The 22605-nt window shown below is 76.4% G+C and carries 20 protein-coding genes; 11 read left to right on the top strand and 9 right to left on the bottom strand.

Going from position 1 to position 22605, the window contains the following annotated elements; genetic code table 11:
• Positions 1-236: 236 nt before the first annotated feature.
• Genes ACI79L_RS02100 through ACI79L_RS02085 form a run of 4 tightly spaced genes read right to left on the bottom strand, consistent with a single transcriptional unit; the run spans position 237 to position 3491 of the window.
• Entirely contained in the window at positions 237-1355 is a 1119-nt protein-coding gene (locus ACI79L_RS02100) for an NAD-dependent epimerase/dehydratase family protein (protein ID WP_456935176.1), read from the bottom strand.
• Positions 1356-1364: 9 nt separating this feature from the next.
• The gene (locus ACI79L_RS02095) at positions 1365-2654 is read right to left on the bottom strand and encodes an MFS transporter (RefSeq protein ID WP_456935175.1); all 1290 of its coding nucleotides are present in this window, start codon (positions 2652-2654) and stop codon (positions 1365-1367) included.
• Positions 2651-3232, bottom strand: coding sequence for a helix-turn-helix domain-containing protein (locus ACI79L_RS02090; RefSeq protein WP_456935174.1), 582 nt, complete (start codon positions 3230-3232; stop codon positions 2651-2653). Before ACI79L_RS02090 ends, ACI79L_RS02095 begins: the two co-directional genes overlap by 4 nt.
• Positions 3233-3290: 58 nt before the next feature.
• Complete coding sequence (locus ACI79L_RS02085) at positions 3291-3491, bottom strand: hypothetical protein (RefSeq protein ID WP_456935173.1); 201 nt, start codon at positions 3489-3491, stop codon at positions 3291-3293.
• 217 nt (positions 3492-3708) lie between these two features.
• Between ACI79L_RS02085 and ACI79L_RS02080 the strand changes: the two genes are divergently transcribed.
• Genes ACI79L_RS02080 through ACI79L_RS02065 form a run of 4 tightly spaced genes read left to right on the top strand, consistent with a single transcriptional unit; the run spans position 3709 to position 11055 of the window.
• Positions 3709-5226, top strand: a complete 1518-nt coding sequence (locus ACI79L_RS02080) for an MFS transporter (protein WP_456935172.1) — start codon at positions 3709-3711, stop codon at positions 5224-5226.
• Positions 5223-7949, top strand: coding sequence for a Na+/H+ antiporter NhaA (nhaA, locus tag ACI79L_RS02075; protein WP_456935171.1), 2727 nt, complete (start codon positions 5223-5225; stop codon positions 7947-7949). Before ACI79L_RS02080 ends, nhaA begins: the two co-directional genes overlap by 4 nt.
• Positions 7946-9628 carry an FAD-dependent oxidoreductase gene (locus tag ACI79L_RS02070; protein WP_456935170.1) on the top strand — a complete coding sequence of 561 codons (1683 nt, stop codon included), beginning with the start codon at positions 7946-7948 and terminating at the stop codon, positions 9626-9628. The genes nhaA and ACI79L_RS02070 overlap by 4 nt, the downstream gene beginning before the upstream one ends.
• Positions 9625-11055, top strand: coding sequence for an ATP-binding protein (locus ACI79L_RS02065; protein WP_456935169.1), 1431 nt, complete (start codon positions 9625-9627; stop codon positions 11053-11055). The genes ACI79L_RS02070 and ACI79L_RS02065 overlap by 4 nt, the downstream gene beginning before the upstream one ends.
• A gap of 3 nt (positions 11056-11058) precedes the next feature.
• Here the strand turns inward: ACI79L_RS02065 and ACI79L_RS02060 are convergent, their stop codons facing one another.
• Entirely contained in the window at positions 11059-11892 is an 834-nt protein-coding gene (locus tag ACI79L_RS02060; RefSeq protein ID WP_456935168.1) for an alpha/beta fold hydrolase, read from the bottom strand.
• A gap of 59 nt (positions 11893-11951) precedes the next feature.
• Here ACI79L_RS02060 and idi point away from each other — a divergent pair, with 59 nt between their 5' ends.
• The 4 genes from idi to ACI79L_RS02040 all read left to right on the top strand — a co-directional run bounded on the left by idi (position 11952) and on the right by ACI79L_RS02040 (position 14521).
• Positions 11952-12500: an isopentenyl-diphosphate Delta-isomerase gene (gene idi, locus ACI79L_RS02055; protein ID WP_456935167.1), complete on the top strand. Its 549-nt coding sequence runs from the start codon at positions 11952-11954 to the stop codon at positions 12498-12500.
• Between the two features lie 87 nt (positions 12501-12587).
• Positions 12588-13370 (top strand): polysaccharide deacetylase family protein, encoded by a 783-nt coding sequence (locus ACI79L_RS02050; RefSeq protein ID WP_456935166.1) that lies wholly within the window; start codon positions 12588-12590, stop codon positions 13368-13370.
• Positions 13371-13478: 108 nt separating this feature from the next.
• Positions 13479-14252 (top strand): SDR family NAD(P)-dependent oxidoreductase, encoded by a 774-nt coding sequence (locus tag ACI79L_RS02045; RefSeq protein WP_456935165.1) that lies wholly within the window; start codon positions 13479-13481, stop codon positions 14250-14252.
• Between the two features lie 11 nt (positions 14253-14263).
• Entirely contained in the window at positions 14264-14521 is a 258-nt protein-coding gene (locus ACI79L_RS02040; protein WP_456935164.1) for a hypothetical protein, read from the top strand.
• A gap of 65 nt (positions 14522-14586) precedes the next feature.
• Here ACI79L_RS02040 and ACI79L_RS02035 read toward each other — a convergent pair whose 3' ends face one another.
• The 3 genes from ACI79L_RS02035 to ACI79L_RS02025 all read right to left on the bottom strand — a co-directional run bounded on the left by ACI79L_RS02035 (position 14587) and on the right by ACI79L_RS02025 (position 18228).
• A complete protein-coding gene (locus tag ACI79L_RS02035) occupies positions 14587-16965 on the bottom strand; it encodes a SpoIIE family protein phosphatase (RefSeq protein ID WP_456935163.1) in 2379 nt (792 codons plus the stop codon).
• The gene (locus ACI79L_RS02030; protein ID WP_456935162.1) at positions 16962-17564 is read right to left on the bottom strand and encodes a biliverdin-producing heme oxygenase; all 603 of its coding nucleotides are present in this window, start codon (positions 17562-17564) and stop codon (positions 16962-16964) included. Before ACI79L_RS02030 ends, ACI79L_RS02035 begins: the two co-directional genes overlap by 4 nt.
• 100 nt (positions 17565-17664) lie before the next feature.
• Complete coding sequence (locus ACI79L_RS02025) at positions 17665-18228, bottom strand: TetR/AcrR family transcriptional regulator (protein ID WP_456935161.1); 564 nt, start codon at positions 18226-18228, stop codon at positions 17665-17667.
• Positions 18229-18303: 75 nt separating this feature from the next.
• Between ACI79L_RS02025 and ACI79L_RS02020 the strand changes: the two genes are divergently transcribed.
• The gene (locus ACI79L_RS02020) at positions 18304-18879 is read left to right on the top strand and encodes a hypothetical protein (protein ID WP_456935160.1); all 576 of its coding nucleotides are present in this window, start codon (positions 18304-18306) and stop codon (positions 18877-18879) included.
• Here ACI79L_RS02020 and ACI79L_RS02015 read toward each other — a convergent pair.
• Complete coding sequence (locus ACI79L_RS02015; protein ID WP_456935159.1) at positions 18777-19880, bottom strand: helix-turn-helix domain-containing protein; 1104 nt, start codon at positions 19878-19880, stop codon at positions 18777-18779. The genes ACI79L_RS02020 and ACI79L_RS02015 overlap by 103 nt on opposite strands.
• 107 nt (positions 19881-19987) lie before the next feature.
• Between ACI79L_RS02015 and ACI79L_RS02010 the strand changes: the two genes are divergently transcribed.
• Positions 19988-20917, top strand: coding sequence for a proline dehydrogenase family protein (locus ACI79L_RS02010; protein ID WP_456935158.1), 930 nt, complete (start codon positions 19988-19990; stop codon positions 20915-20917).
• A gap of 52 nt (positions 20918-20969) precedes the next feature.
• Positions 20970-22595 (top strand): L-glutamate gamma-semialdehyde dehydrogenase, encoded by a 1626-nt coding sequence (pruA, locus tag ACI79L_RS02005; RefSeq protein ID WP_456935157.1) that lies wholly within the window; start codon positions 20970-20972, stop codon positions 22593-22595.
• Positions 22596-22605: the final 10 nt, after the last annotated feature.

The following is a 22605-nucleotide window of genomic DNA, read 5'->3' as shown; positions in this document are numbered from 1 at the left end:
CGGCGAAGGCGGCGAGCGCCCGGTACCGGCGCGCGGTCTGCCGGGCGATCGCCCGGTCCGCGGCCTGCACCTCACCCCGCGGCCCGGCGGCCCAGCCGGCCGGCGGGTCGGACGCGGCAGGAGCGTCGAGCACCTGCGTCGCGGACCCCGTCACGGGTTCGGTCATACGTTCGAGAGGAGTCCGCGAGCAACCCCTGTGGACAGGGAAAGAGCTGGTCAGGGGCGGGGAAGGCGTCTCAGCCCGGGCGGTGGTCCGGCACGTTGGCCGGGTCGCCGCCCGGGTCGTGCTCCTTGCCGCCGGTCGCGGCCAGCAGCGGGCCGGGCCCGCCGTCCCCGCGGCCGAGGGCGGCCACGAACTGGCGCAGGACGTCGTCGCCGCGGTAGGCGGGCTGCCAGTCCAGCTGGGTGCGGGCGCGGGCGGTCTCGAGCACCGGCGACTGCAGGCCGAGGTCCAGCCAGCCCGGCTCGGTGGGCACCAGGCGCGCGTGGAAGGCCGCGCTCAGCCCGGCGCGCAGCACCGCCGCCGGCACCGGCACCCGGACGGTGCCGAGCGCCCGGGCGATCCCGTCGGCGTCGAGGGCCGGGTCGGCGGAGAGGTTGAACGGGCCGGGCGCGCGCCGGTCGAGCATCCGGGTGATGGCGTCGGCGACGTCGTCGGCGTGGATGAAGCCGACCCGCAGCGACGGCAGGGGCAGCGGCAGTCGCGAGGCCACCTGCCCGGGCACCAGCCGGGCGGCGCCGAGCAGCAGCGGCCCGAGGAAGTAGCGACCGATCTCGCTGGCCGCCTCCGGCTGCATCACCAGGGTGGGGCGGACGACGGTCAGCGTGACGTCGCGCTTGCGCCCGACCACCTCGCGCACCACCCGCTCGGCCTCGGACTTCTGCCGGCTGTACTGCGAGCTCGGGATGCCGGTGACCGGCCAGTCCTCGGTCACCGGCCGGTCCCCGCCCCCGGCGGCGTAGGCGCCGAGCGAGGACATGTGCACCACGTGCCGCACCCCCGCCGCCACCGCGGCCCGCATCACCCGGCGGGTGCCGTTGACGTTCGCCTCGTGCAGCTCGTCGGGCCTGCGGCCCGGCTGCAGCACCCAGGCCAGGTGGACGACCGCGTCGACGTCCTCGAGCAGGTTGGTCAGCGCCTGCTCGCTGGACGTCTCACCGAGGTCGGCGGTGTACCAGGTGACGGAGTCGTAGGGCGCGGTGTCCGGCGGCTGCCGGCGGGCCAGCCCGCGGACCTCGGCCACCCCGCTGCCCGGCGCGGTCAGCCGCCGCAGCAGCGCCGTCCCGACGTTGCCGCTCGCGCCGGTGACGGCGACCCGGAGGCCCTTCAGGTGGTCGCGGGGGAGATCAGCCATGCCCCGCCGCTACCCGCGCTGCCGCGAGGCAACCGGGGCGGCCGGCCCGGACGGGGCCGCTGCCCCGGAGCGCAGCCCCACCGACACGACCGCGACGACGAGCAGCGCCCCCGCGGCCACCCAGAACCCGGTCGCGGTGCCCAGCGCGTCGGCCAGCCGCAGCACCAGCAGGCTGGCGAGCAGACCGCCGACCTGCAGCGTCAGCGACGACGCCGACAGCGCGGTCGCCCGCTGCCCGGCGGCCACCCGCGCGTGCAGTGCGTCCTTCCAGAGCGGCCACGCCGCGGCGTTGCCCACGTAGAAGACGGTGAACAGCCCGCCCAGCGCCAGCGGCCCGCCGAGGGGGACGACCGCGACGGCGAGCGCGCCGAGCAGGGCCAGCCCCGCCGTCGCCGCGCTCGCCGACCCCCGCGCCGCCCGGCGGGCGAGCGGGGCGAGCAGCGCCCCGACCCCGGCCGCCGCGTACGACACCGCCATCACCACGCCGAAGACCGCGGCGCCCTCGGCGTCGTCGCCGGTGAGCGCGGCGACGTGCAGCGGCCCCACCAGCTCCAGCGTGCTCAGCGTGCAGCCGACCAGCAGCGAGATCGCCAGCAGCCGGCGCAGCACCCGGTCCCGGGCGACCAGCCGCGCGGTGCCGCGGACCACCGCGGGCACCTCCCGAACGCCGGCGCGCAGGGCGGCCGCCCCCGCCTGCCGCGCGGGGCCCACCGGGACGACGAGCGCCGCGACGGCGGCCACCGCCAGCAGCGCCACCACCGCGGCGGCCAGCACCGGCAGCACGAGCACCGCGTCGCCCGTGCCCACCGCCACCAGGGGCAGCAGCCCGCCGAGCACCGCGCCCAGGCACAGGCCGGCCCCGTCGGCGGCGCCCGCGCGGGACAGTCCCGGGGTCACGTCCGCGGACGGGTCGGCGGCGTGGACGGCGTCGACGTACCAGGCCTCCAGCGGCCCGGAGTCCAGCGCCCGGCCGACGCCCTTGAGCGCCCACGCCACCGCGAACGCCGCGACGGAGTGCGCGAGGGCCGAGGTGACCAGCCCGGCGGCGGTCATCAGCCCGGACAGCACGAGCACCTGCCGGGTGCCGATCGCGTCGGCCAGCCCCCCGGTGGGCAGCTCCAGCAGGAGGGTGACCAGCGAGTAGACCGCGACGACGACGCCGATGTCCGCCGGGGAGAGCCCGCGGGAGGCGGCCAGCAGCACCGCCACCGGCGCGGCGAGCCCGATCGGGAACCAGCGCAGCGCGGTCAGCCCGACGAACCGGCGGCCGGCCGAGCGGACGGTCAGCGGCGCGCTCACGCCGGGTCCTCGGTGAGCGGGAAGAGGTCCAGCAGCACGTGGACCAGCGGCTGGCCGGGCTCCTCGCGCTCGGCCCGCCAGCGGGCGAGCACGCCGTTGAGCTCCTCGGTGAGCGCGGCGGTGGCCTCCGGCGACAGGTGCAGCGCCCAGTCGTTGAGCGAGACGGCGTCACGCCAGACGGGCTCCAGGGCCTCGCGCTGCTCGGCGTGCGCGGCGAGCAGCCGGCGCTGCCGGCCCAGCGACTGGTGGGTCAGCTCCTCGACGACCTCGCGGCCGCCGGGCTGACCGACCAGGTCCTCGGTGCGCCAGCGGGTGCTGCGGTGCCGGGCGCGCCACCAGCGCTCCCGCGCGGTGCCCTGGCCGGCCACCTCCTCGACGAAGCCGAGGTCCGCGAGCTGGCGCAGGTGGTAGCTGGTCGTCCCGCTGCTCTCGCCCAGGCGCTGGCCCAGCCGGGAGGCCGTGGACGGGCCCTCCGACCGCAGCAGGGCGAGCAGCCCGGTGCGGATCGGGTGCGCCAGCGCCCGCAGCGTGCGGGGGTCGGTGACGTCGACGGTCTCCTCGGGGGCGTTCCCGGACACGCCCCCAGGCTAGGGATGCAGAGACCTCTTTGCAAAGAGGTCTCTGCATCGCGTGGCGTCAGCCGTCGGAGTCCTCGCCGTCGGTGGCGTCCTCGACCTCCTGCTCGGCCTCGTCGACGCCCTCCTCCACGTTCTGCTCCACCTCGTCGTTGACGACGTCGGAGCCGCAGGCGGCGACGGTCAACGGGGACGCGGCGAGGGCGAGACCGACGGCGGCCAGGCGCCAGCTGCGGCGGCGGGGCGTGGTGGCGAGCGACATGACGGCTCCCTGGGGATCGGGGGTGGAGGCACGGAGTGCCCCGGACCGGCGGCGTCCATGCGCCCGGGCCCGCCGCCCGGGGTGATTGACAGCCCGCGACCGGCGGGGCGAGGCTCGCGGCCACAGGCATCCGCCGACGTCGCCGGGCCTCGGAGCAGCGCACTCGAGCTGCCCGGCACCGGTGGGGGATCGAGGTGGCGCTCAGGTGACGTCCCGGGTGCGACCGACCCCGGCGGAGGGCCTGCGGATGGGCACCCCGCAGGGGCGCTGGGTGCTGCTGGCCACCGTCCTGGGGTCGAGCCTGGCGCTGCTGGACGGCACGATCGTCAACGTCGCCCTGGAGCGGATCGGCCAGGACCTGGACGCGGGGTTCGCCGGGCTGCAGTGGACGGTGAACGCCTACACGCTCACCCTCGCGTCGCTGATCCTGCTCGCCGGGTCGCTGAGCGACCGGTTCGGCCGGCGACGGGTCTTCGTCGTGGGCGTCGTCTGGTTCGCCGTCGCGTCGCTGCTGTGCGGCCTCGCGCCGAACGTCGAGACGCTCGTCCTGGCCCGGGCCCTGCAGGGGGTCGGGGGAGCGCTGCTGACCCCGGGCAGCCTGGCGATCATCTCGGCGTCCTTCGCCGGGGAGGACCGGGCCGCGGCGGTCGGCGCCTGGTCGGGGCTCGGCGGGGTCGCCGGCGCCGTCGGCCCCTTCCTCGGCGGCTGGCTGGTGGAGTGGAGCTGGCGGGCGGTCTTCCTCGTCAACCTGCCGCTGGCCGTCGTGATCGTGCTCGTCGCGGCGCGGCACGTGCCCGAGACCCGGGACCCCGCCGCCGCGCCGGGCCTGGACTGGAGCGGGACGGTCCTGGTGACCGTCGGCCTGGGCGGGCTCACCTACGCCCTGACCGCCGCCGGCGGAGCCCAGCCGGGATCGGGCGTCTGGCTCTGGGGAGGCGCCGCGGTGGTCGCGCTGGCCGCGTTCGTCGTCGTGCAGCGCCGCTCCCGTCACCCGCTGGTACCGCCCGTGCTGTTCCGGAACGTGCAGTTCACCGCCGCGAACGTGGTGACGTTGCTGGTCTACGCGCCTCTCGGGGTCGTGTTCGTGCTGCTGGTGCTCCAGCTGCAGGTGGTGGCGGGGTACAGCCCGCTGATGGCCGGGACCGCGCTGCTGCCGGTCACCGTGCTCATGCTGCTGTTCTCGGCCCGGGTCGGCGCGCTCGCCCAGCGGATCGGGCCGCGTCCGCTCATGACCCTCGGGCCGCTGCTGTGCGCCGTGGGCCTGCTGGTCATGCTGCGGATCGGCGAGGACGCCTCCTACCTGCTCGACGTCCTGCCCGGGACGGTGCTGTTCGGTGCCGGGCTGACGCTGCTGGTCGCCCCGCTCACCGCGACCGTGCTCGACTCCGCCGACGACCGGTTCGCCGGCGTCGCGTCGGGGGTCAACAACGCCGTCGCGCGGGCGGCCAGCCTGCTCGCGGTGGCCGTCGTCCCGGTCGTGGCCGGCATCGGCGGCGACGACTACGCCGACCCCGACGCGTTCGGGTCCGGCTTCCGGACGGGGATGCTCGTCTGCGCCGGGCTGCTGGTCGCGGGCGCGCTCGTGGCCGTCACCTGGATCCGCCGCCCGCTCCGGGCGGAACCGGCAGGACCCGTCGAGCGGCTGCCGGTCGAGGAGTGCCTGCACTGCGGGATCGCCGCCCCGCAGCTGTACCCGCGCGAGCCCGCGGGAGCGGCGCCGCGGGACGACGCATGACCGCGCGCGACGGCCGGGACCTGCGGCCGGCACCGGAGGGGCGCCTCCGGGCCGACCGGGCCCGCGCGCAGTCGGTCGCCGGGGGCAGGGGCCTGCTGGCGCGGGTGGCGCCGCTGCGGCGCTCGCTGCGCACCGAGGCGGGCAGCGCGGGGCTGCTGCTGGCGGCCACGGTCGTGGCGTTGGTGTGGGTCAACTCCCCGTTCGGCGACAGCTACGCCGCCTTCTGGCACACCGAGTTCGCCGTCCGCATGGGGAGCACCGAGCTGTCCCTGGACCTGCAGCACTGGGTCAACGACGGGCTGATGGTGTTCTTCTTCTTCGTCGTCGGACTGGAGATCAAGCGCGAGCTGGTCCTGGGGGAGCTCACCGACCGGCGGCGGGCCGCGGTGCCGGCGCTGGCCGCCGTCACCGGGCTGGTGGTGCCGGCGCTGGTCTACGTCGCCTTCACCCTCGGGGACGAGGCGGCCGCCGCCTGGGGCGTGGTCATCTCCACCGACACCGCGTTCCTGCTGGGCGTCCTGGTGCTCGTCGGCCCGGCCTGCCCGGCCCCGCTGCGGCTGTTCCTGCTCACGCTCGCCATCGCCGACGACGTCGGCGCGCTCGGCGTCATCGCGCTCTTCTACACCGACGACCTGGAGCTGCTCCCGCTCGGCCTGGCCGTCGTGGGGCTGGCCCTGATGGTCGGGCTGCGCTACCTGCGGGTCTGGCGTGGACCGGCCTACCTGGTCCTCGGCGTGGCCGTCTGGGTGGCGATGCACGAGTCCGGCGTCCACCCGACCCTCGCCGGTGTGGTCATCGCGCTGTTCACCCCCGCCTACGCCGCGCGACGCGAGGAGGTCGCCGACGCCGCGCGCCTGGTGCGGGCCTACCAGCAGTCGCCCAGCGCGGGGTACGCCCGGGCGGCGCGGCTGTCCCTGGACCGGTCGGTGTCGGCCGGTGAGCGGCTGCAGCAGCTGTGGCAGCCCTGGACCAGCTTCGTCATCGTGCCGGTGTTCGCGCTGGCCAACGCCGGCGTCCCGCTGACCGGCGAGACGCTGCGCGCCGCGGCGACCTCGCCGGTGACGCTCGGCGTCGTCGCCGGGCTGGTCCTCGGCAAGCTGGTGGGCATCCTCGCCGGCGCCGGCCTCGCGGTGCGGCTGCGGCTGGGGGAGCTCGCACCGGGCCTCACCGCGCTGCAGCTGGCCGGCGGTGCCGCGCTGTCGGGCATCGGTTTCACCATCTCGCTGTTCATCGTGGACCTGGCCCTCGCGGACGACGACCGGCTCGGCGACCAGGCGCGGGTGGGCGTGCTGGCGGCGTCGGTGCTGGCCGCGCTGCTGGGCTGGGCGCTGTTCCGGGCCGCCGACCGCCGCCGGCCGCCCGGCCCGGCCCGGCCGTCCCGGCTCGACCCGCCCGTCGACCCGGCCCGAGACCACGTCCGCGGACCGGCCGGCGCGCCGCTCACCCTGGTCGAGTACGGCGACTTCGAGTGCCCCTTCTGCGGCCGGGCGACCGGCGCGGTGGAGGAGGTGCGCGAGCGGTTCGGCGACCGGCTGCGCTACGTCTTCCGGCACCTCCCGCTGGCCGACGTCCACCCGCACGCCCGGCTGGCCGCCGAGGCGGCCGAGGCCGCCGCCGAGCAGGGGCGGTTCTGGGCCATGCACGACCGGCTGTTCGCCGCGCAGGACCGGCTGGCCCCGGCCGACCTGCTCGAGCACGCGGCCGCCCTGGGCCTGGACGTGCAGCGCTTCGCCCGTGACCTCGGGGCCGCCCGGTTCGCGCGGCGGGTGCAGGAGGACGTCGACTCCGCGGAGGCCAGCGGGGTGGCGGGGACGCCGACCTTCTTCGTCCACGGGCGCCGGCACACCGGCCCGCACGACGCCGACTCCCTGGCCGCCGCGCTGCTCGCGGGCGCCGACGGGAGCCCGGCCGCGGTCCCCGCCGGCGGTGGGGCCGGCGCGCAGGTGGTGCCCGTGCTGGGGACCCGCCGGGCGGACCGGCCGGGGCCCTCCGACGGCCTGCCCGTCCCGCTGCCGGCCGACCTGCCCGAGACACCGGACCGCTACGGCGCCTTCCCCCGCCTCGACGACGCCCAGGTCGCGCTGCTCTCGCGGCACGGCACCCGCCGCACGTGGCAGCCGGGGCAGACCCTGTTCCGCGAGGGCGACCCGGGCTACGACTTCCAGCTGGTGCTGTCCGGCTCCGTCGCCGTGGTCGAGCACCACGGCCGGCCCGACCAGCGGGTGGTCTCGGTCCACGGCGCCCGGCGCTTCCTCGGGGAGCTCGACCTGTTCAGTGACCGCCCGGTCTTCCTGACCGCCGTCGTCCTGCAGCCGGCGGAGGTGGTCACCGTCCCCGACGCGCGGATCCGGGAGGCGTTCGCGGCGGACCCCGCACTCAAGGAGCTGGTCCTGCGCACCTTCCTCATCCGGCGGTCGATGCTGCTCGAGCTCGCCGCGGACCTGCGCGTCGTCGGGCGGGGCGCCTCGGGCGACACGGCCCGGCTGCGGCACTTCGCCGCGGACCGCGGGCTCACGGCCACCGTCGTCGACGTCGAGACCGTCGACGACGCCGCCGCGCTGCTCGCCGACCTCGGCGTGACCGAGGACGACCTGCCGGTGGTGGTGTGGCGCTCCGGGCGGGTCCTGCGCCGCCCCACCGACGCCGAGCTCGCCGGACTCGTCGACGACGGGCACGCGCCCGACGGGCCCGCCCCCACCCGCGTCCCCCAGGAGGAACCGTGACCCAGGCCCCGGAGGCCGGCGCCCGCGCCCGGCCCGTCCTGCTCACCGTCGACGACGACCCCGGGGTGTCCCGGGCGGTGGCACGTGACCTGCGCCGCCACTACGGCGAGCGGTTCCGGGTGGTCCGGGCCTCCTCCGGCGAGGAGGCGCTCGGGGCGCTGCGGGAGCTCAAGCTGCGCGGGGACCGGGTGGCGGCGGTGCTCGCCGACTACCGGATGCCCGGGATGAACGGCATCGAGTTCCTCGAGCAGGCGATGGACCTCTTCCCCCGGGCGCGCCGGGCGCTGCTCACCGCCTACGCCGACACCGACGCCGCCATCCAGGCGATCAACCTCGTCGACGTCGACCACTACCTGCTCAAGCCGTGGGAGCCGCCCGAGGAGAAGCTCTACCCGGTCGTCGACGCCATGGTCGCGTCCTGGGAGGCCAGCCCCGACACCGCCGTCGAGGACGTCAAGCTGGTCGGCCACCACTGGTCGGCGCCCTCGTTCGCCGCCCGCGACTTCCTGGCCCGCAACGCCGTCCCGTACCGCTGGTACAGCGTCGAGGAGCCCGAGGGGCGGCGGCTGCTCGCCGCGGCCGGTGCGGGTCCCGACGACGTCCCGGTCGTGGTGCCGCCGGGCGGCGAGGCGCTGCTCGCGCCGACCGAGGCCCAGCTCGCCGCCGCGGTCGGGCTCACGGTCGAGCCGAGCACCGACTTCTACGACCTCGTCGTCGTGGGCGGCGGCCCGGCCGGGCTCGGCGCCGCCGTCTACGGCGCCTCCGAGGGTCTGCGCACCGTGCTGGTCGAGCGGCAGGCCACCGGCGGGCAGGCCGGGCAGAGCAGCCGGATCGAGAACTACCTCGGCTTCCCCGACGGCGTCTCCGGCGGGCAGCTGGCCGACCGCGCCCGGAGGCAGGCCATCCGGTTCGGCACCGAGGTGCTCACCGCCCGCAAGGTGACCGCGCTCGAGGTCCGCGGCTCGGCCCGGGTGGTGCACTTCGCCGACGGCGGCAGCATCGCCGCGCACGCGGTCGTGCTGGCCACCGGTGTCGCCTACCGGACCCTGCCGGCCGCGGGCGCCGACGGGTTCACCGGCCGCGGCGTCTACTACGGCTCGGCGCTGACCGAGGCCGAGGCCTGCGCCGACCAGCCCGTGTACGTCGTCGGCGGGGCGAACTCGGCGGGGCAGTCGGCGGTGTTCTTCTCCCGGCACGCCAGCTGCGTCACGCTGGTGGTCCGCGGCTCCTCGCTGGAGGCGTCCATGTCGCACTACCTGGTGCAGCAGCTGGCCGCGATCCCGAACGTCGTCGTCCGGACCGGCACCACGGTGACCGCCGTGCTGGGCGACGACCACCTGGAGCAGATCGAGCTCACCGACCGCTCGGGCCGGGTGGAGACCGTGCCGACGTCGCACCTGTTCGTCTTCATCGGCGCCGAGCCGCGCACCGACTGGCTCGACGGCGTCCTCGCCCGCGACGAGCGCGGGTTCGTGCTCACCGGCCCGGAGCTGCTCGTCGACGGCGAGCGGCCCCCGGGCTGGCGGCTGCAGCGCGACCCGTTCTTCCTCGAGTCCAGCGTCCCGGGCGTGTTCGTCGCCGGCGACGTGCGCGCGCAGTCGGTGAAGCGGGTGGCCTCCGCCGTCGGCGAGGGCGCCATGGCGGTCACGCTGGTGCACCGGTACCTGGAGGAGCGGTGAGCGCCCCCACCCGCCTGGAGCCCGCGCGGCTGCGGGAGCTGTTCCTGTTCACCGACCTGGACGAGGCGCAGCTGGCGTGGGTGTCGGAGACCGGCGACGTCGTCGCGTTCCCCGCCGGCAGCGACGTGTCGACCGAGGGCGAGCCGGCCGAGTGCTTCTACGTGCTCCTGACCGGCACGCTGCGGATGGTCCGGCGGGTGGGCCGCGACGAGGTGGAGACCACCCGCACCGACCAGCCGGGCGTGTTCAGCGGCGCGGTGCAGTTCTACCTCGGCGACCAGGTCCCGCAGGTCTACCCGGCGACGGTGCGCGCGGTCACCGACTGCACCTTCCTGGCGCTGCCCGCGGCCGAGTTCGCCGCCGTGTTCCGCCGCTGGTACCCGATGGCCGTCCACCTGCTGCAGGGCCTGTTCCTGGGCACGCGCAACTCCGAGGAGCTGGTCGGCCAGCGGGAGCGGCTGCTGGCATTGGGCAAGCTGACCGCGGGGCTCACCCACGAGCTCAACAACCCGGCCGCGGCCGCGTCCCGGGCCACCGCGGCGCTGCGCGAGCGGGTGGCGGGCATGCGGCACAAGCTCGCGCTGCTCGCCGACGGCACCTTCGACGGCTCGCAGCTGCGCCGGCTGACCGAGCTGCAGGAGCGGTTCGTCGCGGGCATCGGCAGTGCGGCCGAGCTCAGCGCGCTGGAGCGGTCGGACCGGGAGGACGAGCTCGGCGACTGGCTCGAGGACCACGACGTCGACCGGCCCTGGGAGCTGGCGTCGGTGTTCGTCCCGGCCGGGCTCGACCCGGCGTCGCTGGAGGCGGTCGCCGACGCCGTCGAGCCCGACTTCCTCGAGCCGGCGCTGCGCTGGCTGGCCTACACCGTCGAGACCGAGATGCTGCTCGCCGAGATCCTCGACAGCACCTCGCGGATCTCCCACCTGGTGGGCGCGGCCAAGCAGTACTCGCAGGTGGACCGCACGCCGCACCAGCTCACCGACCTGCACGCCGGGCTCGACGCGACGCTGGTCATGCTCAGCGCGAAGACCGGCCCGGGGATCCGCGTGGTCAAGGAGTACGACCGGTCGATGCCGCCGGTGCCGGCCTACGCCGCCGAGCTCAACCAGGTGTGGACCAACCTCATCGACAACGCCCTCGACGCGATGGCGGGGGAGGGCACGCTCACGCTGCGCACCGCCGTCGACGGCGACAGCGCCGTCGTCGAGGTCGCCGACACCGGCCCGGGCATCCCGGAGACCATGCGGCGCCGGGTGTTCGAGCCGTTCTTCACCACCAAGCCGGTGGGGCACGGCACCGGCCTCGGGCTGGACGTCGCCTGGCGCATCGTCACCAACCGGCACGGCGGGGTGATCAAGGTGCGCTCGGAGCCGGGGAACACCCGGTTCGTGGTGCGGCTGCCGCTGTCCGAGCCGCCGGAGGCCTGAGCCTCAGGCCGCCGCCCGGGTGTGCTCGACGACCAGTGCGGCGGTGCGCTCGGCGGCGAGCTCGGGGATCCAGTGCGGCACGTCCTCGAGCACCTCGAGCCGGTAGGGGCCGCGCACGTGGTCGCGCGTGCGCTCGGTGGCGGCGCGGCCGAGGAACGTGTCGCCGGTGCTCCACACGTGCAGCGCCGGCGCGGTGACCTCGCCGACGGCGTCGCGCGCGCCGAACGGCACCGCCCGGTACCAGGCCAGCGCGCTCGACAGCGCCCCCGGCTCGCGCATGCGCCCGACGTAGCGGTCGACGGCGTCCGCGGGCAGCCCGCCGTTCTCCAGCACGCCGCGCAGCGCCGCGCCGCCGCGGGCGAGCAGCAGTCGCTCGGGCAGCAGGGGGAGCTGGAAGGCGGCCATGTAGGACGAGCGCAGCCCCTGGTCGCTGGTGAGCACCGCGCGCGCCACCGCGGCCGGGTGCGGGGTGGACAGCGAGGTCAGCGTGCGCACCCGGTCCGGGTGCCAGGCGCCCAGCGCCCAGGCGACCGCGCCGCCCCAGTCGTGCCCGACGACGTGCGCGCTCTTCAGCCCCGCGGCGTCGAGCAGGGCCAGGACGTCGCCGGCCACCGCGCGCAGCCGGTAGGCCGCCCGCCCGCGCGGCCGGGCGCCCGGGCTGTAGCCGCGCTGGTCGACCGCCAGGGTGCGCAGGCCCGCGGCGTGCAGCAGCGGCGCCATACGGTCGAAGGCGCTCGCGTCCTGCGGGAAGCCGTGCAGGAGCACCACCGGCTCGCCGCCGGGCGGGCCGTCGTCGCGGACGTCGAAGGTCAGGCCGTCGTTCCGGAACTCCTGCATGCCCCTCCGGTGCCCGCCCGGCGGCTGCCGGAACCCCCGGTGTCGGGGAGGATGGGCCGGTGACGGTGACCGCGGCGGAGCTGATCGTGCTGGTCGACGACGACGGGACGCCGATCGGCACCCTGCCCAAGCCGCTGGTGCACCACGGCGAGACGCCGCTGCACCGGGCGTTCTCCGCCTACCTGTTCGCCGACGACGGCCGGCTGCTGGTCACCCGGCGCGCCGCGGACAAGCAGACCTTCCCGGGCATGTGGACCAACACCGTCTGCGGCCACCCCGGCCCCGGCGAGGACGACGGCGCCGCGATCGCCCGCCGCGCCGCCCAGGAGCTGGGCCTGCAGGTCGCCGACCTGCGCCCGGCGCTGCCCGGCTACCGCTACCGCGCCGAGTTCCGCGGCGTCGTCGAGAACGAGGTCTGCCCGGTCTACCTGGGCCGCTTCACCGGCACGCCCGACCCCGACCCGGCCGAGGTGGGGGAGTGGGAGCTGCTGGAGTGGGCGGCGTTCCGCCGCCGCCAGGAGGACTCCGAGCGCGACGAGTGGTCGCCCTGGTGCCGCGAGCAGGCGCGCCTGCTCGAGCAGGCCGGCCTGGTCCCCGAGAGCCGGTAGTCGCCAGGACACGGACGGTGGCGGGCGCGCCCGGCCGCTCGTGTCGCTGCGCCGGACGCGCCGGAGCGCCCTCCTAGCGTCCGCCGCGTGGACCGCCGGGGCTTCCTCCTCCTGCTCGCCACCGGACTCGCCGGGGCCGCCGTCGGGCGCGGCGCCGCCGAGCTGGACCTGGCGGCACCCGACCTCGTCGCCCCGCCGCCCGCCGCGGCGGCCACCCCGACCGGCCCCGGCGGCCTGGTCGCCGTCCCCGCCCCGGCCGGCGTCGTCGACCAGATCCCCGGCAGGGGCAACCAGCTGGCCCTGACCATCGACGACGGCAGCAACGGCGAGGTGGTCGCGGCGCTGGTCACCCTCGCCCGCGAGACCGGCACCCGGCTGACGTTCTTCCCCAACGGCAGCTACCGCACGTGGGGCGACAACGCCCGCGACCTGTGGCCGCTCATCGAGTCCGGCCAGGTCGCCTTCGGCAACCACACCTGGTCGCACCCGGACCTCACCACCGTCTCCGACGCCGAGGTGGCCGAGGAGCTGCGGCGCAACCAGGAGTTCATGCGCCGCACCCTCGGCGTCACCGACACCCCGTTCTGGCGGCCGCCGTTCGGCTCGCACGACGAGCGCGTCGACGCCATCGCCGCCGACGTCGGCCACCCGACCACGGTCATGTGGAACGGCACCTTCGACGACGCCCGCGCGATCGGCGCCGAGGAGCTCATGGCCGCCGCGGAGCAGTGGTTCGCCGCCCGGGCGATCATCGTCGGCCACGCCAACCAGCCGGCCATCACCACCGTGCTCGACCGGATGCTGGAGCTGATCGAGACCCGGCGGCTGCAGACGGTGACCCTCGCCGACGTCTGGTCCTCCCCGGCCTGACCGCCCCGACCTGCGGGCCGCGCGGACCTCGGCGAGAGTGGCGGGGACGCATCGTGATCACGGTCCCGCTGGTCGTGCACCGGTAGGGGACGGAGGACGGAGGAACGGGTGGCAGGGGAGCTGAAGGGGCGCGTGGCGCTGGTCACCGGCGGGGCCAGCGGGCTGGGCCGGGCGACGTGCGTGTCGCTGGCCGAGGCCGGCGCGCACGTCGTCGTGGCCGACATCGACGCCGACGGCAGCGAGCGCACCCGCGAACTGGTGACCGACGCCGGCGGCAGCGCCGAGGTCGTCCCGCTGGACGTCACCGACGACGCCAGCCGCCGCGAGGTCGTGGCCCGGCTCTTCGACCAGCACGGCGACGCCTTCGACGTCCTGGTCAACGTGGCCGGCATCGACCGCCCGGGCTACATCACCGACATCGACCTCGACGACTACCGCCGCGTCATGGCGGTCAACTGCGAGGGCCCGATCTTCCTCACCAGCGAGTTCGTGAAGCGGGTGCAGCACCTGCCGGAGGGGCGCACCGCCGACGTCGTGCACGTGGTGTCGCTGTCGGCGATCACCTCGGGCAGCGGCGCGATCGCCTACAACGGCTCCAAGGCCGGCTTCCTCAACGCCACCCGCTGCATCCAGCGCGAGCTCCGGGAGAAGGCCGTGACGCTCGAGGACGGCAGCGAGCGGCCCTTCCCGGCGCGGGTCATGAGCGTCATCCCGGCCGCGATGGACACGCCGATGATGGAGCAGTGGGGCATCCCCGGGCACCTGATGATGCCGCCGTCGGCGGTGGCCGACACCGTCCGCACGCTGCTCCTGCTGCACCCCTCGGCGTTCGTGCCGGAGATGCAGGTGGTGCCGCGGCTCGAGCCCGACTTCCCGCGGTGATGGAGGTCCCGATGACCGACCCGGACCTCCCCGACAGCGGCATGGCCTCCGGCTCGGACGCCGGCCAGCCGGGCGAGCACCTCGGCGGCGACGACCTGCGCCCCGACGAGCAGCGGCTGCTCGCCGAGCTGACGCGCGGCGTCGACGCCCCGACCGACGGCACCGAGGCCGAGGTCCGCGCCGCGGAGGACGAGGCGCCGCTGCCCGACGACGGCGGTCCCCAGGACGACGGCCTGGCGGCCGGCTTCTCGGACCCGCCCGCCGGCTGAGTCCGTGCACTTCCGCGGAGATGCCCGGTGCACCTCCGCGGAAGTGCACGGCCACTCCCCGGGAGCTAGTCCTCCGGGGCGAGGCGGACGGCGACCAGGGCGACGTCGTCCTCGGCGCCGTCGGGGACCATCCGCGCCAGGACCTCGTCGCAGACCTCGTCCACCGGCCGGTCGCGCAGCTCCGCGAGGGCCTGCGCGAGCCGGACGACCCCGTCGTCGAAGCCGTCGGCCCGGCGCTCGACCAGGCCGTCGGTGAACAGCAGCACCGTGGAGCCGCGGGCGAGGACCACCTCGGCGTCGGTGCGGACCGCCTCCGGGCTCACCCCGAGCAGCAGGCCCGGCCGGCCGCCGTCGAGCGGGGCGCTGGTGCCGTCGGGGCCGGCGACCAGCGGGGGCAGGTGGCCGGCGCTGGCCCACCGCAGGCGGGCGACCCCGGCGGCGCGGTCGTCGTCGGTCTGCTCGAGCCGGCCGACCAGCACGGTGGCCATGGCGCCGAGCTGCAGCCCCTCGATCGCCGCGTCGAGCCGGGTGAGCACCGCCGCCGGGCTGTCCCCGCTGTCGTAGGCGATGCCGCGCAGCAGCCCCCGCAGCTGGGCCATGCAGGCGGCGGCCTGGACGTCGTGGCCGACGACGTCGCCGATGACCAGCATCGTCGAGCCGTCGGGCTGGACGAAGACGTCGTACCAGTCGCCGCCGACCTGGGCCTCGCGGGTGGCCGGCACGTAGCGCACCGCCATCTGCAGGTGGTCGGGCTGCGGCGGCTCGGACAGCAGGCTGCGCTGCAGCGTCTCCGCGGCGCGGACGATGCTGCGCGAGCGGGCGTAGAGCGCCTCGAGCAGGTGGCTGCGCAGCTGCACCACCTCGGCGCGTTCCTGCGGCGTCCACGGGTGCGAGCGCTCGCGGACCGTCTCCCGCCAGCGGTCGAAGCTCCTGCGCGGGCTGAGCCGGACGTCGTCGCCCTCCCGCTCGGCGATCGCCTTGTTGTGCGGGTCGCCGCCCCAGTCGACGTGCCGCACCGCCTCGCGCCGGTGCCACAGCACGTACTGGCCCTCGGGCAGCGGCAGCACGAGCACGCCGCAGGCGACCTCGACCGGGACGCCGAGCTCGGGCGCCTCGCGCTGCAGGGCGTCGGTGGCCACCACGTCCGCGCCGCGGGCGGCGGCCCAGGCCACGACCCGCTCGACGACGTCGTCCGGCAGGTCCGCGCCCTTGGTGCCGCGGCTGCCCTGCAGGCAGACGGCCACGCCGTCGGCGGGCAGCACGTCGAGCAGGCTGGTGGTGCCGAGCAGGGTGTCGGCGAGCGCGCGGTCCTCGTCCAGGGTGGACGCGGTCAGCCAGGCCAGCGTGGAGCGGACCTGCAGCGCCCGGTGCACCTCGTCCTCGGCGGTGCGGTCGACCAGGCGCAGCGACAGCGTCGAGCCGAGGAACTCGGCCGCGGCGCGGGTGGCGTACGGCGGCTGGTGCGGGCCGGAGTAGTGGTGGCAGGCGATGAGGCCCCAGAGCCGGTCGTCCTGCAGCAGCGAGATCGACATGGAGGCGCGCACGCCCATGTTCTGCAGGTACTCGACGTGGATCGGCGAGACGCTGCGCAGCGTCGAGTAGGTGAGGTCCAGCGGCCGGCCGGTGGCCGGGTGCGCGGCCGGCTGGATGCGGCTGGGGACGTAGCCGACGTCGCTGATCAGCCGGATCCAGTTCTTCTCGTACAGCGCCCGGGCCTGCGCCGGGATGTCCGAGGCCGGGTAGTGCAGGCCGAGGAAGGAGTTGAGGTCCGCGGCCTTCGCCTCGGCCACGACCTCGCCGTTGTAGTCGGCGTCGTAGCGGTAGACCATCACCCGGTCGAAGCCGGTGAGCGCGCGGATCGCCCGCGCGGTGATGTCGTAGAGCTCCTGCAGCGTGGAGGCCCGGTTGAGCTCGGCGATGGTCCCGCGCACCGCCTGGTAGGTGTTCGGGAAGGAGAACGGCCGCGGCCCGCGCGCGGGCTCGAGCTCCACGACGAGGTTGGTCAGCGGCGGGTCGCCGTCCTCGGCCCCGCCGTGCTCGTCCCGGCCGCCCAGCACCGCCCGGTGCAGGATCGCGTCCACCGGCACGGGGTCGCCGTCGACGTCGAGGGTGACCTCCACCGGGTTGCGCTCGCGCAGGTCGCCGAACGCGCTGGCCGAGCGGACGACGGCCTCGGTCTGCGCCACCCCGATGACGTCGGCGAGCGGGCGGCCGAGCGCGTCGGACCAGACGACGCCGGTCAGCCCGGCGAGGTTCTCCGACGCCTGGACGACGACCAGGTCCGGCTCGCTGACCGCCAGCAGCACGCCGCGCGGCTGGACGCTGCCCGGGACGTGGATCGGCTCGCGGGCGCAGTTGTCCAGGTCGACCGGCTCACCCGGCGACAGCCACGCGACGTCCGCCCCGGCGGTGTCGGCCCCCGAGGGGGCGTCGACGTCGGTCACGCGGTCGCCCCCTGCGCCGCCGGCGCGCACCAGTCGGCGAGGACGGCGAAGGTCTCCCGGGCCGCGGCGACCACCCGCCCGGCGTCCCCGGCGCCCGCGACGTGCGCCCGGGTGACCCGGCGGAACGCGGCCCACATCGCGCCGGTGTCCTCGCCGTAGGGGCTGAAGCAGCGCAGCCGGGGCAGCCCCGGCAGGGCCGCCAGGTGGCGGTCGATGAAGGTGCCGCCGAGGGTGGAGCCCTCCATCACGTACAGCCGGCCCAGCGCCTCGTCGGTGCCCGGGACGGCGGGCAGGTCCGGCCGGCCGGCGTCGGCGGAGCCGCCCAGCGCGGCCAGGTCGGCGGCGTAGAGGCCGGTGCGGCGGCGGCGCGCCCAGTCGAGGGCGGCGGCGTCGGCGGGGTGGCGGGCGGCCCAGTCGTCCAGCCCGGCCTCGGCCGCGGCCCAGAAGGCGTGCAGCCGCGCCAGGACGGTGACCAGCCGGCCGCGGTCCAGCGCGGGGTCCATGAGGTCGAGGGTGGCCTCGACCTGTCCGTGCTCCACGGCGGTGGCCGTGCGCAGGTCCCGGAGGACGTCGCCGGCGCCGCCCGCGTCTCGAGGCAACGCCTCTCCTCCCGCAGCCATCAGCCCTTCGAGCGTAGGTCACGCCCCGGACAGCGTCGCGGGGGAGAAGGTGCAGTGCGCAACAGTTCCCCCCGGCGGGTCAGGACCGCGGCGGGCGGTCCAGCAGCAGGTCGGCGGCGCGGGCGAGGACCTGCGCCCGGGTGCGCCCCCCGTGGCCGGTGGCGAGGAAGTGCTCGCCGATCGCCAGGCAGAAGGCGATCAGGGCGCGCGCCTCCACCTCGTCGGGGTCGGCGCAGAACGTGCCGATCAGCTCGCGCAGCAGCCCCATGCGCCGCTCGTCGACCCGGCGCAGGCGCGCGGCGACCGCCTCGTCCCGGCGGGCCCAGTCGCGGACGGCCAGGTCGACGGGGAGCAGGCGGTCGCTGGAGAAGGTGAGGACGCCGGCCCGCGCGATCCGGGTCCGCGGGTCGCCGCCCTCCCGCTCGACGCGCTCGAGCACCTCGTCGGTGCTCTCCCGCTCCCAGGTGTCGAGCATCGCCTCGAGCAGGGCGTCCCGGTCGGCGAAGTGCCCGTAGAAACCGCCCTTGGTGACCCCGAGGTCCTTGGCCAGCACCTCGACGCGGACGGCGTCGGGACCGCCCGCGGCCAGCGCCCGCAGGCCCTGCTCGACCCACCGCTCCCGCGGGGTGCGCACGACCGCCACGCCCACCTCCTGTACGCCACCGTATGAAGCCGCTACCGTCGTCCGTACGGCACCGTATACGAGAGGGGACCCGCCATGACCCTGCTCGACAGCACCGGCGTGCTCCGCGGGATCACCGCGTCCGCCCGGGAGGTCTGCTCGCTGCCCCGGATCGACTACGCCGACCGGTGCACCCTGGTCGCCGACGTGACCGCGACGCCGGAGCGGTGGGCGCGGGCGATGTTCGGCGACGTCCCGAGCCCGGCGGAGCGGTTCATCTGGCGGGGGCTGCTCGCCCTCCGTCTGGACCCGCGGCGCTCCCCGGACACCGTGGGCGGCTGGCGGGTCGGCGGGCGCGGCGAGGACTGGATCCGGCTGGAGACCGCGTCCCGGTCGCTGTGCGCGACCATGGTCGTGCAGGCCACCGGGCGCCGGGTCACCTGGACCACCTGCCTGTCCTACGAGCGGCTGCGGGGCCGGCTGCTGTGGCCGCCGCTGTCGGCCGTGCACCGCCGGCTGGTGCCGCGGGTGCTCGCCGCCGCCGGGCAGCGGCTCGGGGAGGCGGACGGTCAGGGCAGCCGGGCGCGGCGCAGCGAGGCGTGCACCAGCAGCCGGGTGTCGCCGTCGGCCAGGTCCAGGCCGGTCAGCGCGGTGATCCGGCCCAGCCGGTAGTACAGCGTCTGCCGGTGGATCGACAGCGCCGCCGACGTCCGGACCACGCTGCCGGCCGCGTCGAGGTAGGCCGCGGCCGTGGCGGCCAGCACCGGGTCGGCGAGCAGCGGCGCGACGGCCGGGTCGGGCGTGGGCAGGGCCGCGGCGACCCGCCAGCCGCCGAGCTCGGACCAGCGGGCCACCGGCGCGAGCCCCGGCGCCACGGCCGCGACCCGGGCCGCGGTGCGGGCCTGCGCCCAGCACGCGGGCAGGCCGGCGGGCCCCGCGGCGGGGTCGGACACCCCCGCGGCCGCACCGCAGGGCATCCGGGCGAGCGCCGCGGACGCGGTGGTCGCGGCCGGGCGCAGGTCGCCGGGCCGGGCCAGCCGGACCAGGACGGCGGCCTCGCGGCGGTCCTCGCCGAGCACCGCCGCGGCCGGCGGGAGCCGTTGCCCCTCGGGGAGCGCGCCCCGCAGCGCGACCAGCGCCAGCGGGGTGCCCGCGCCGAGCCGGGCGGTCAGGGTGCGCGTCGCCCGCTCCCGCGCCGGCGCGGTGCCGGCGAGCGCCGCGGCCAGGGCCTCGCCGAGGTCGCCGTCGTCGTCCCCGCCGGCCAGCAGCCGTCCCGCGCGGGCGGCGAGGTCCACCGCCGCGGCCAGGTCCGGGTCGGCGTCGTCGTCGGGGTCGGTGCGGCCGCCGTCGAGCAGCCAGAGGTAGCCGAGGGTGCGGCCGCCGTGCCGGACGGGCAGCAGCAGGCGGGTGAGGATCCCCGCGGCCGGGTCGGCGGGGGTGCGCACCGGCCGCTGCGCGGTGGCGATGCCGAGGTCCTCGAACCAGCGGCGGGTGTCCGGGGTGGAGCCGCGGCCGAGGATCGACCGGGTGCGGACGGCGTCCATCGCGGTGTCGCCGCCGTCGAGGGGGTGTGCGGCGAAGGCCAGCAGCGTGAAGTCGACGTCCTCGAGCGTGGCCGGGGCGCGCAGCAGCCGGGCGACCTCGTCCACCACGTCCTGCAGGTCGTCGCGCACCGTACGACTGTATGAAACCGGACGTCCGGAGTCCGTACGTCCGTCCCTGGTGGACCCGATCGGGCGCTCCTAGCGTTCGAGGCCAGTCACGACGACGGAGGTGGCCGGTGCTCACCACGAAGACCCTGCTGCTGGGGGCCTCCCGCCGCCCGGCGCTGCGCCGCGCGCTCGTGGGCACCCCGGTGACCCGGCGCGTGGTCGAGCGGTTCGTGGCCGGCGAGACGCTGCCCGAGGCGCTCGCCGTCGTCGGCCGGCTCACCGGGGAGGGCATCGAGGTGACCCTCGACCACCTCGGCGAGCACGTCACCGACCCCGCCGAGGCGCGCGCCTCCCGCGACGCCTACCTCGCCCTCCTCGAGGCGCTGGCGCCGCTGGGCCTCGGCCCGCGCGCCGAGGTGTCGGTCAAGCTGTCCGCCTTCGGCCAGGCGCTGCCCGGCGGGGAGGACCTCTCGCTGGAGCTGGTCCGGCCGGTGGTCGAGTGCGCGGCGCGGATCGGCACCACGGTCACCCTCGACATGGAGGACTCCTCGACCGTCGACGCCACCCTCGCCGTCCTCGCCGAGCTGCGCCGCGACCACCCGCAGACCGGGGCGGTGCTGCAGGCCGCGCTGCACCGCACCGAGGACGACGTCGTCGCGCTGGCCACGCCGGGCTCGCGGGTGCGGCTGGTCAAGGGCGCCTACGACGAGCCGCCGTCGGTCGCCCACCAGGGCCGCCGCGACGTCGACGCCGCCTACGCCCGCTGCCTCGGCGTGCTCGTGCGCGGGCCGGGCTACCCGATGGTCGGCAGCCACGACCCGGCGATGATCGACCTGGCCCAGCGGCTGGCCGCCGAGCACGGGCGCGCCGCCGACTCCTGGGAGGTGCAGATGCTGCACGGCATCCGGGTCGACGAGCAGCGCCGGCTGGCCGCCTCCGGCACCCGCGTGCGCGCCTACGTGCCCTACGGCCGCGACTGGTACGGCTACTTCGTCCGCCGGCTGGCCGAGCGCCCGGCGAACCTCCGCTTCTTCCTCCGCGCCCTCGTCTCCCGCTGACCCACCCCCGGCGGAAATGGCCATTTCTGCCGCACTCGTCTGGAGGTCCCCGATGGACGGCACCACCCGCGTCCCCCCGCCGCGCAACGAGCCGGTGCTCACCTACGCCCCCGGCTCGCCCGAGCGCGCCGAGCTCGAGGGCCGCCTGGCCGAGCTCGCCGCCGCCCCGGTCGAGCTGACCTCGACCCTCGGCGGGCGGCAGCGCATGGCCGGCGGCGAGCGGTTCGACGTCGTCCAGCCGCACCGGCACGCCGCCGTCCTCGGCACCTCCGCGCACGCCACGCACGCCGACGCCGAGGAGGCGCTGCGCTGCGCGAAGGACGCCGCCCCGGCCTGGCGCGACCTGTCGATCGACGACCGCGCCGCCGTCTTCCTCAAGGCCGCCGACCTGCTCGCCGGCCCCTGGCGGCAGACGCTCAACGCCGCCACGATGCTCGGCCAGTCGAAGACCGCACAGCAGGCCGAGATCGACAGCGCCTGCGAGCTCGCCGACTTCTGGCGCTACAACGTGCACTTCGCCCGCCAGGTGTACGCCGAGCAGCCGCAGTCCTCGCCCGGCACCTGGAACCGCATCGACCACCGGCCGCTCGAGGGCCCGGTCTACGCCGTGACGCCGTTCAACTTCACCGCGATCGCCGGCAACCTGCCCACCGCGCCGGCGCTCATGGGCAACACCGTCGTCTGGAAGCCCGCGCCCACCCAGCAGTTCGCCGCGCACTTCCTCATGCGGCTGCTCGAGGCCGCCGGCCTGCCGCCCGGGGTCGTCAACATGGTCACCGGCGACGGCGTCGCCGTCTCCGAGGTGGTCCTCGCCGACCGCGACCTCGCCGGCATCCACTTCACCGGCTCGACGGCGGTCTTCCAGCACCTGTGGCGGACGGTGGGGGAGAACATCGCCTCCTACCGCGGCTATCCGCGGGTCGTCGGCGAGACCGGCGGCAAGGACTTCGTCGTCGCCCACCCCTCGGCCGACCTCGACGTGCTGCGCACCGCGCTGGTCCGCGGCGCCTTCGAGTACCAGGGGCAGAAGTGCTCGGCCGCCTCGCGCGCCTACGTGCCGCGCTCGGTCTGGCGGCGGCTGCGCGACGACCTCGTCTCGACGACGGAGTCGCTGACGATGGGCGACATCACCGACCTGTCGAACTTCATGGGCGCGGTGATCGACCGGAAGTCCTTCTCCAAGCTCTCCGGCGTCCTGGACCGGGTCGAGGACGACCCCGCGCTGTCCATCGTCGCCGGCGGCAAGGCCGACGACAGCGAGGGCTTCTTCGTCCGGCCGACGATCGTCGAGGGCACCGACCCCGGGCACGAGGTGTTCACCACCGAGTACTTCGGGCCGGTGCTGGCGGTGCACGTCTACGAGGACGCCGAGTACGACGCCGTGCTCGAGCAGATGGAGTCGGTGGCGCCCTACGCGCTCACCGGCGCCGTCATCGCGCAGGACCGCGCCGCCATCGCGCACGCCGAGCGGTTCCTGCGGTTCGCGGCCGGCAACTTCTACGTCAACGACAAGCCCACCGGCGCCGTGGTCGGGCAGCAGCCCTTCGGCGGCGGCCGGGCGAGCGGCACCAACGACAAGGCCGGCGCGGCGCAGAACCTGCTGCGCTGGACGTCGACGCGGGTGGTCAAGGAGACCTTCGTGCCGCCGACCGACCACCGCTACCCGCACATGGGCTGACCCGCTCCAC

Source organism: Geodermatophilus sp. SYSU D00684, assembly GCF_054050455.1.
Note: the sequence above shows the minus strand (reverse complement) of the source record. Positions and strands in the feature narration are given on the sequence as shown.

Coding starts and splice junctions, on each gene's coding strand:
- nhaA (WP_456935171.1), top strand. CDS start 5,223: ATGACCGCGCGCGACGGCCGGGACCTGCGGCCGGCACCGGAGGGGCGC.
- ACI79L_RS02040 (WP_456935164.1), top strand. CDS start 14,264: ATGACCGACCCGGACCTCCCCGACAGCGGCATGGCCTCCGGCTCGGAC.
- ACI79L_RS02100 (WP_456935176.1), bottom strand. CDS start 1,355: ATGGCTGATCTCCCCCGCGACCACCTGAAGGGCCTCCGGGTCGCCGTC.
- ACI79L_RS02085 (WP_456935173.1), bottom strand. CDS start 3,491: ATGTCGCTCGCCACCACGCCCCGCCGCCGCAGCTGGCGCCTGGCCGCC.
- ACI79L_RS02020 (WP_456935160.1), top strand. CDS start 18,304: ATGACCCTGCTCGACAGCACCGGCGTGCTCCGCGGGATCACCGCGTCC.
- ACI79L_RS02060 (WP_456935168.1), bottom strand. CDS start 11,892: ATGCAGGAGTTCCGGAACGACGGCCTGACCTTCGACGTCCGCGACGAC.
- pruA (WP_456935157.1), top strand. CDS start 20,970: ATGGACGGCACCACCCGCGTCCCCCCGCCGCGCAACGAGCCGGTGCTC.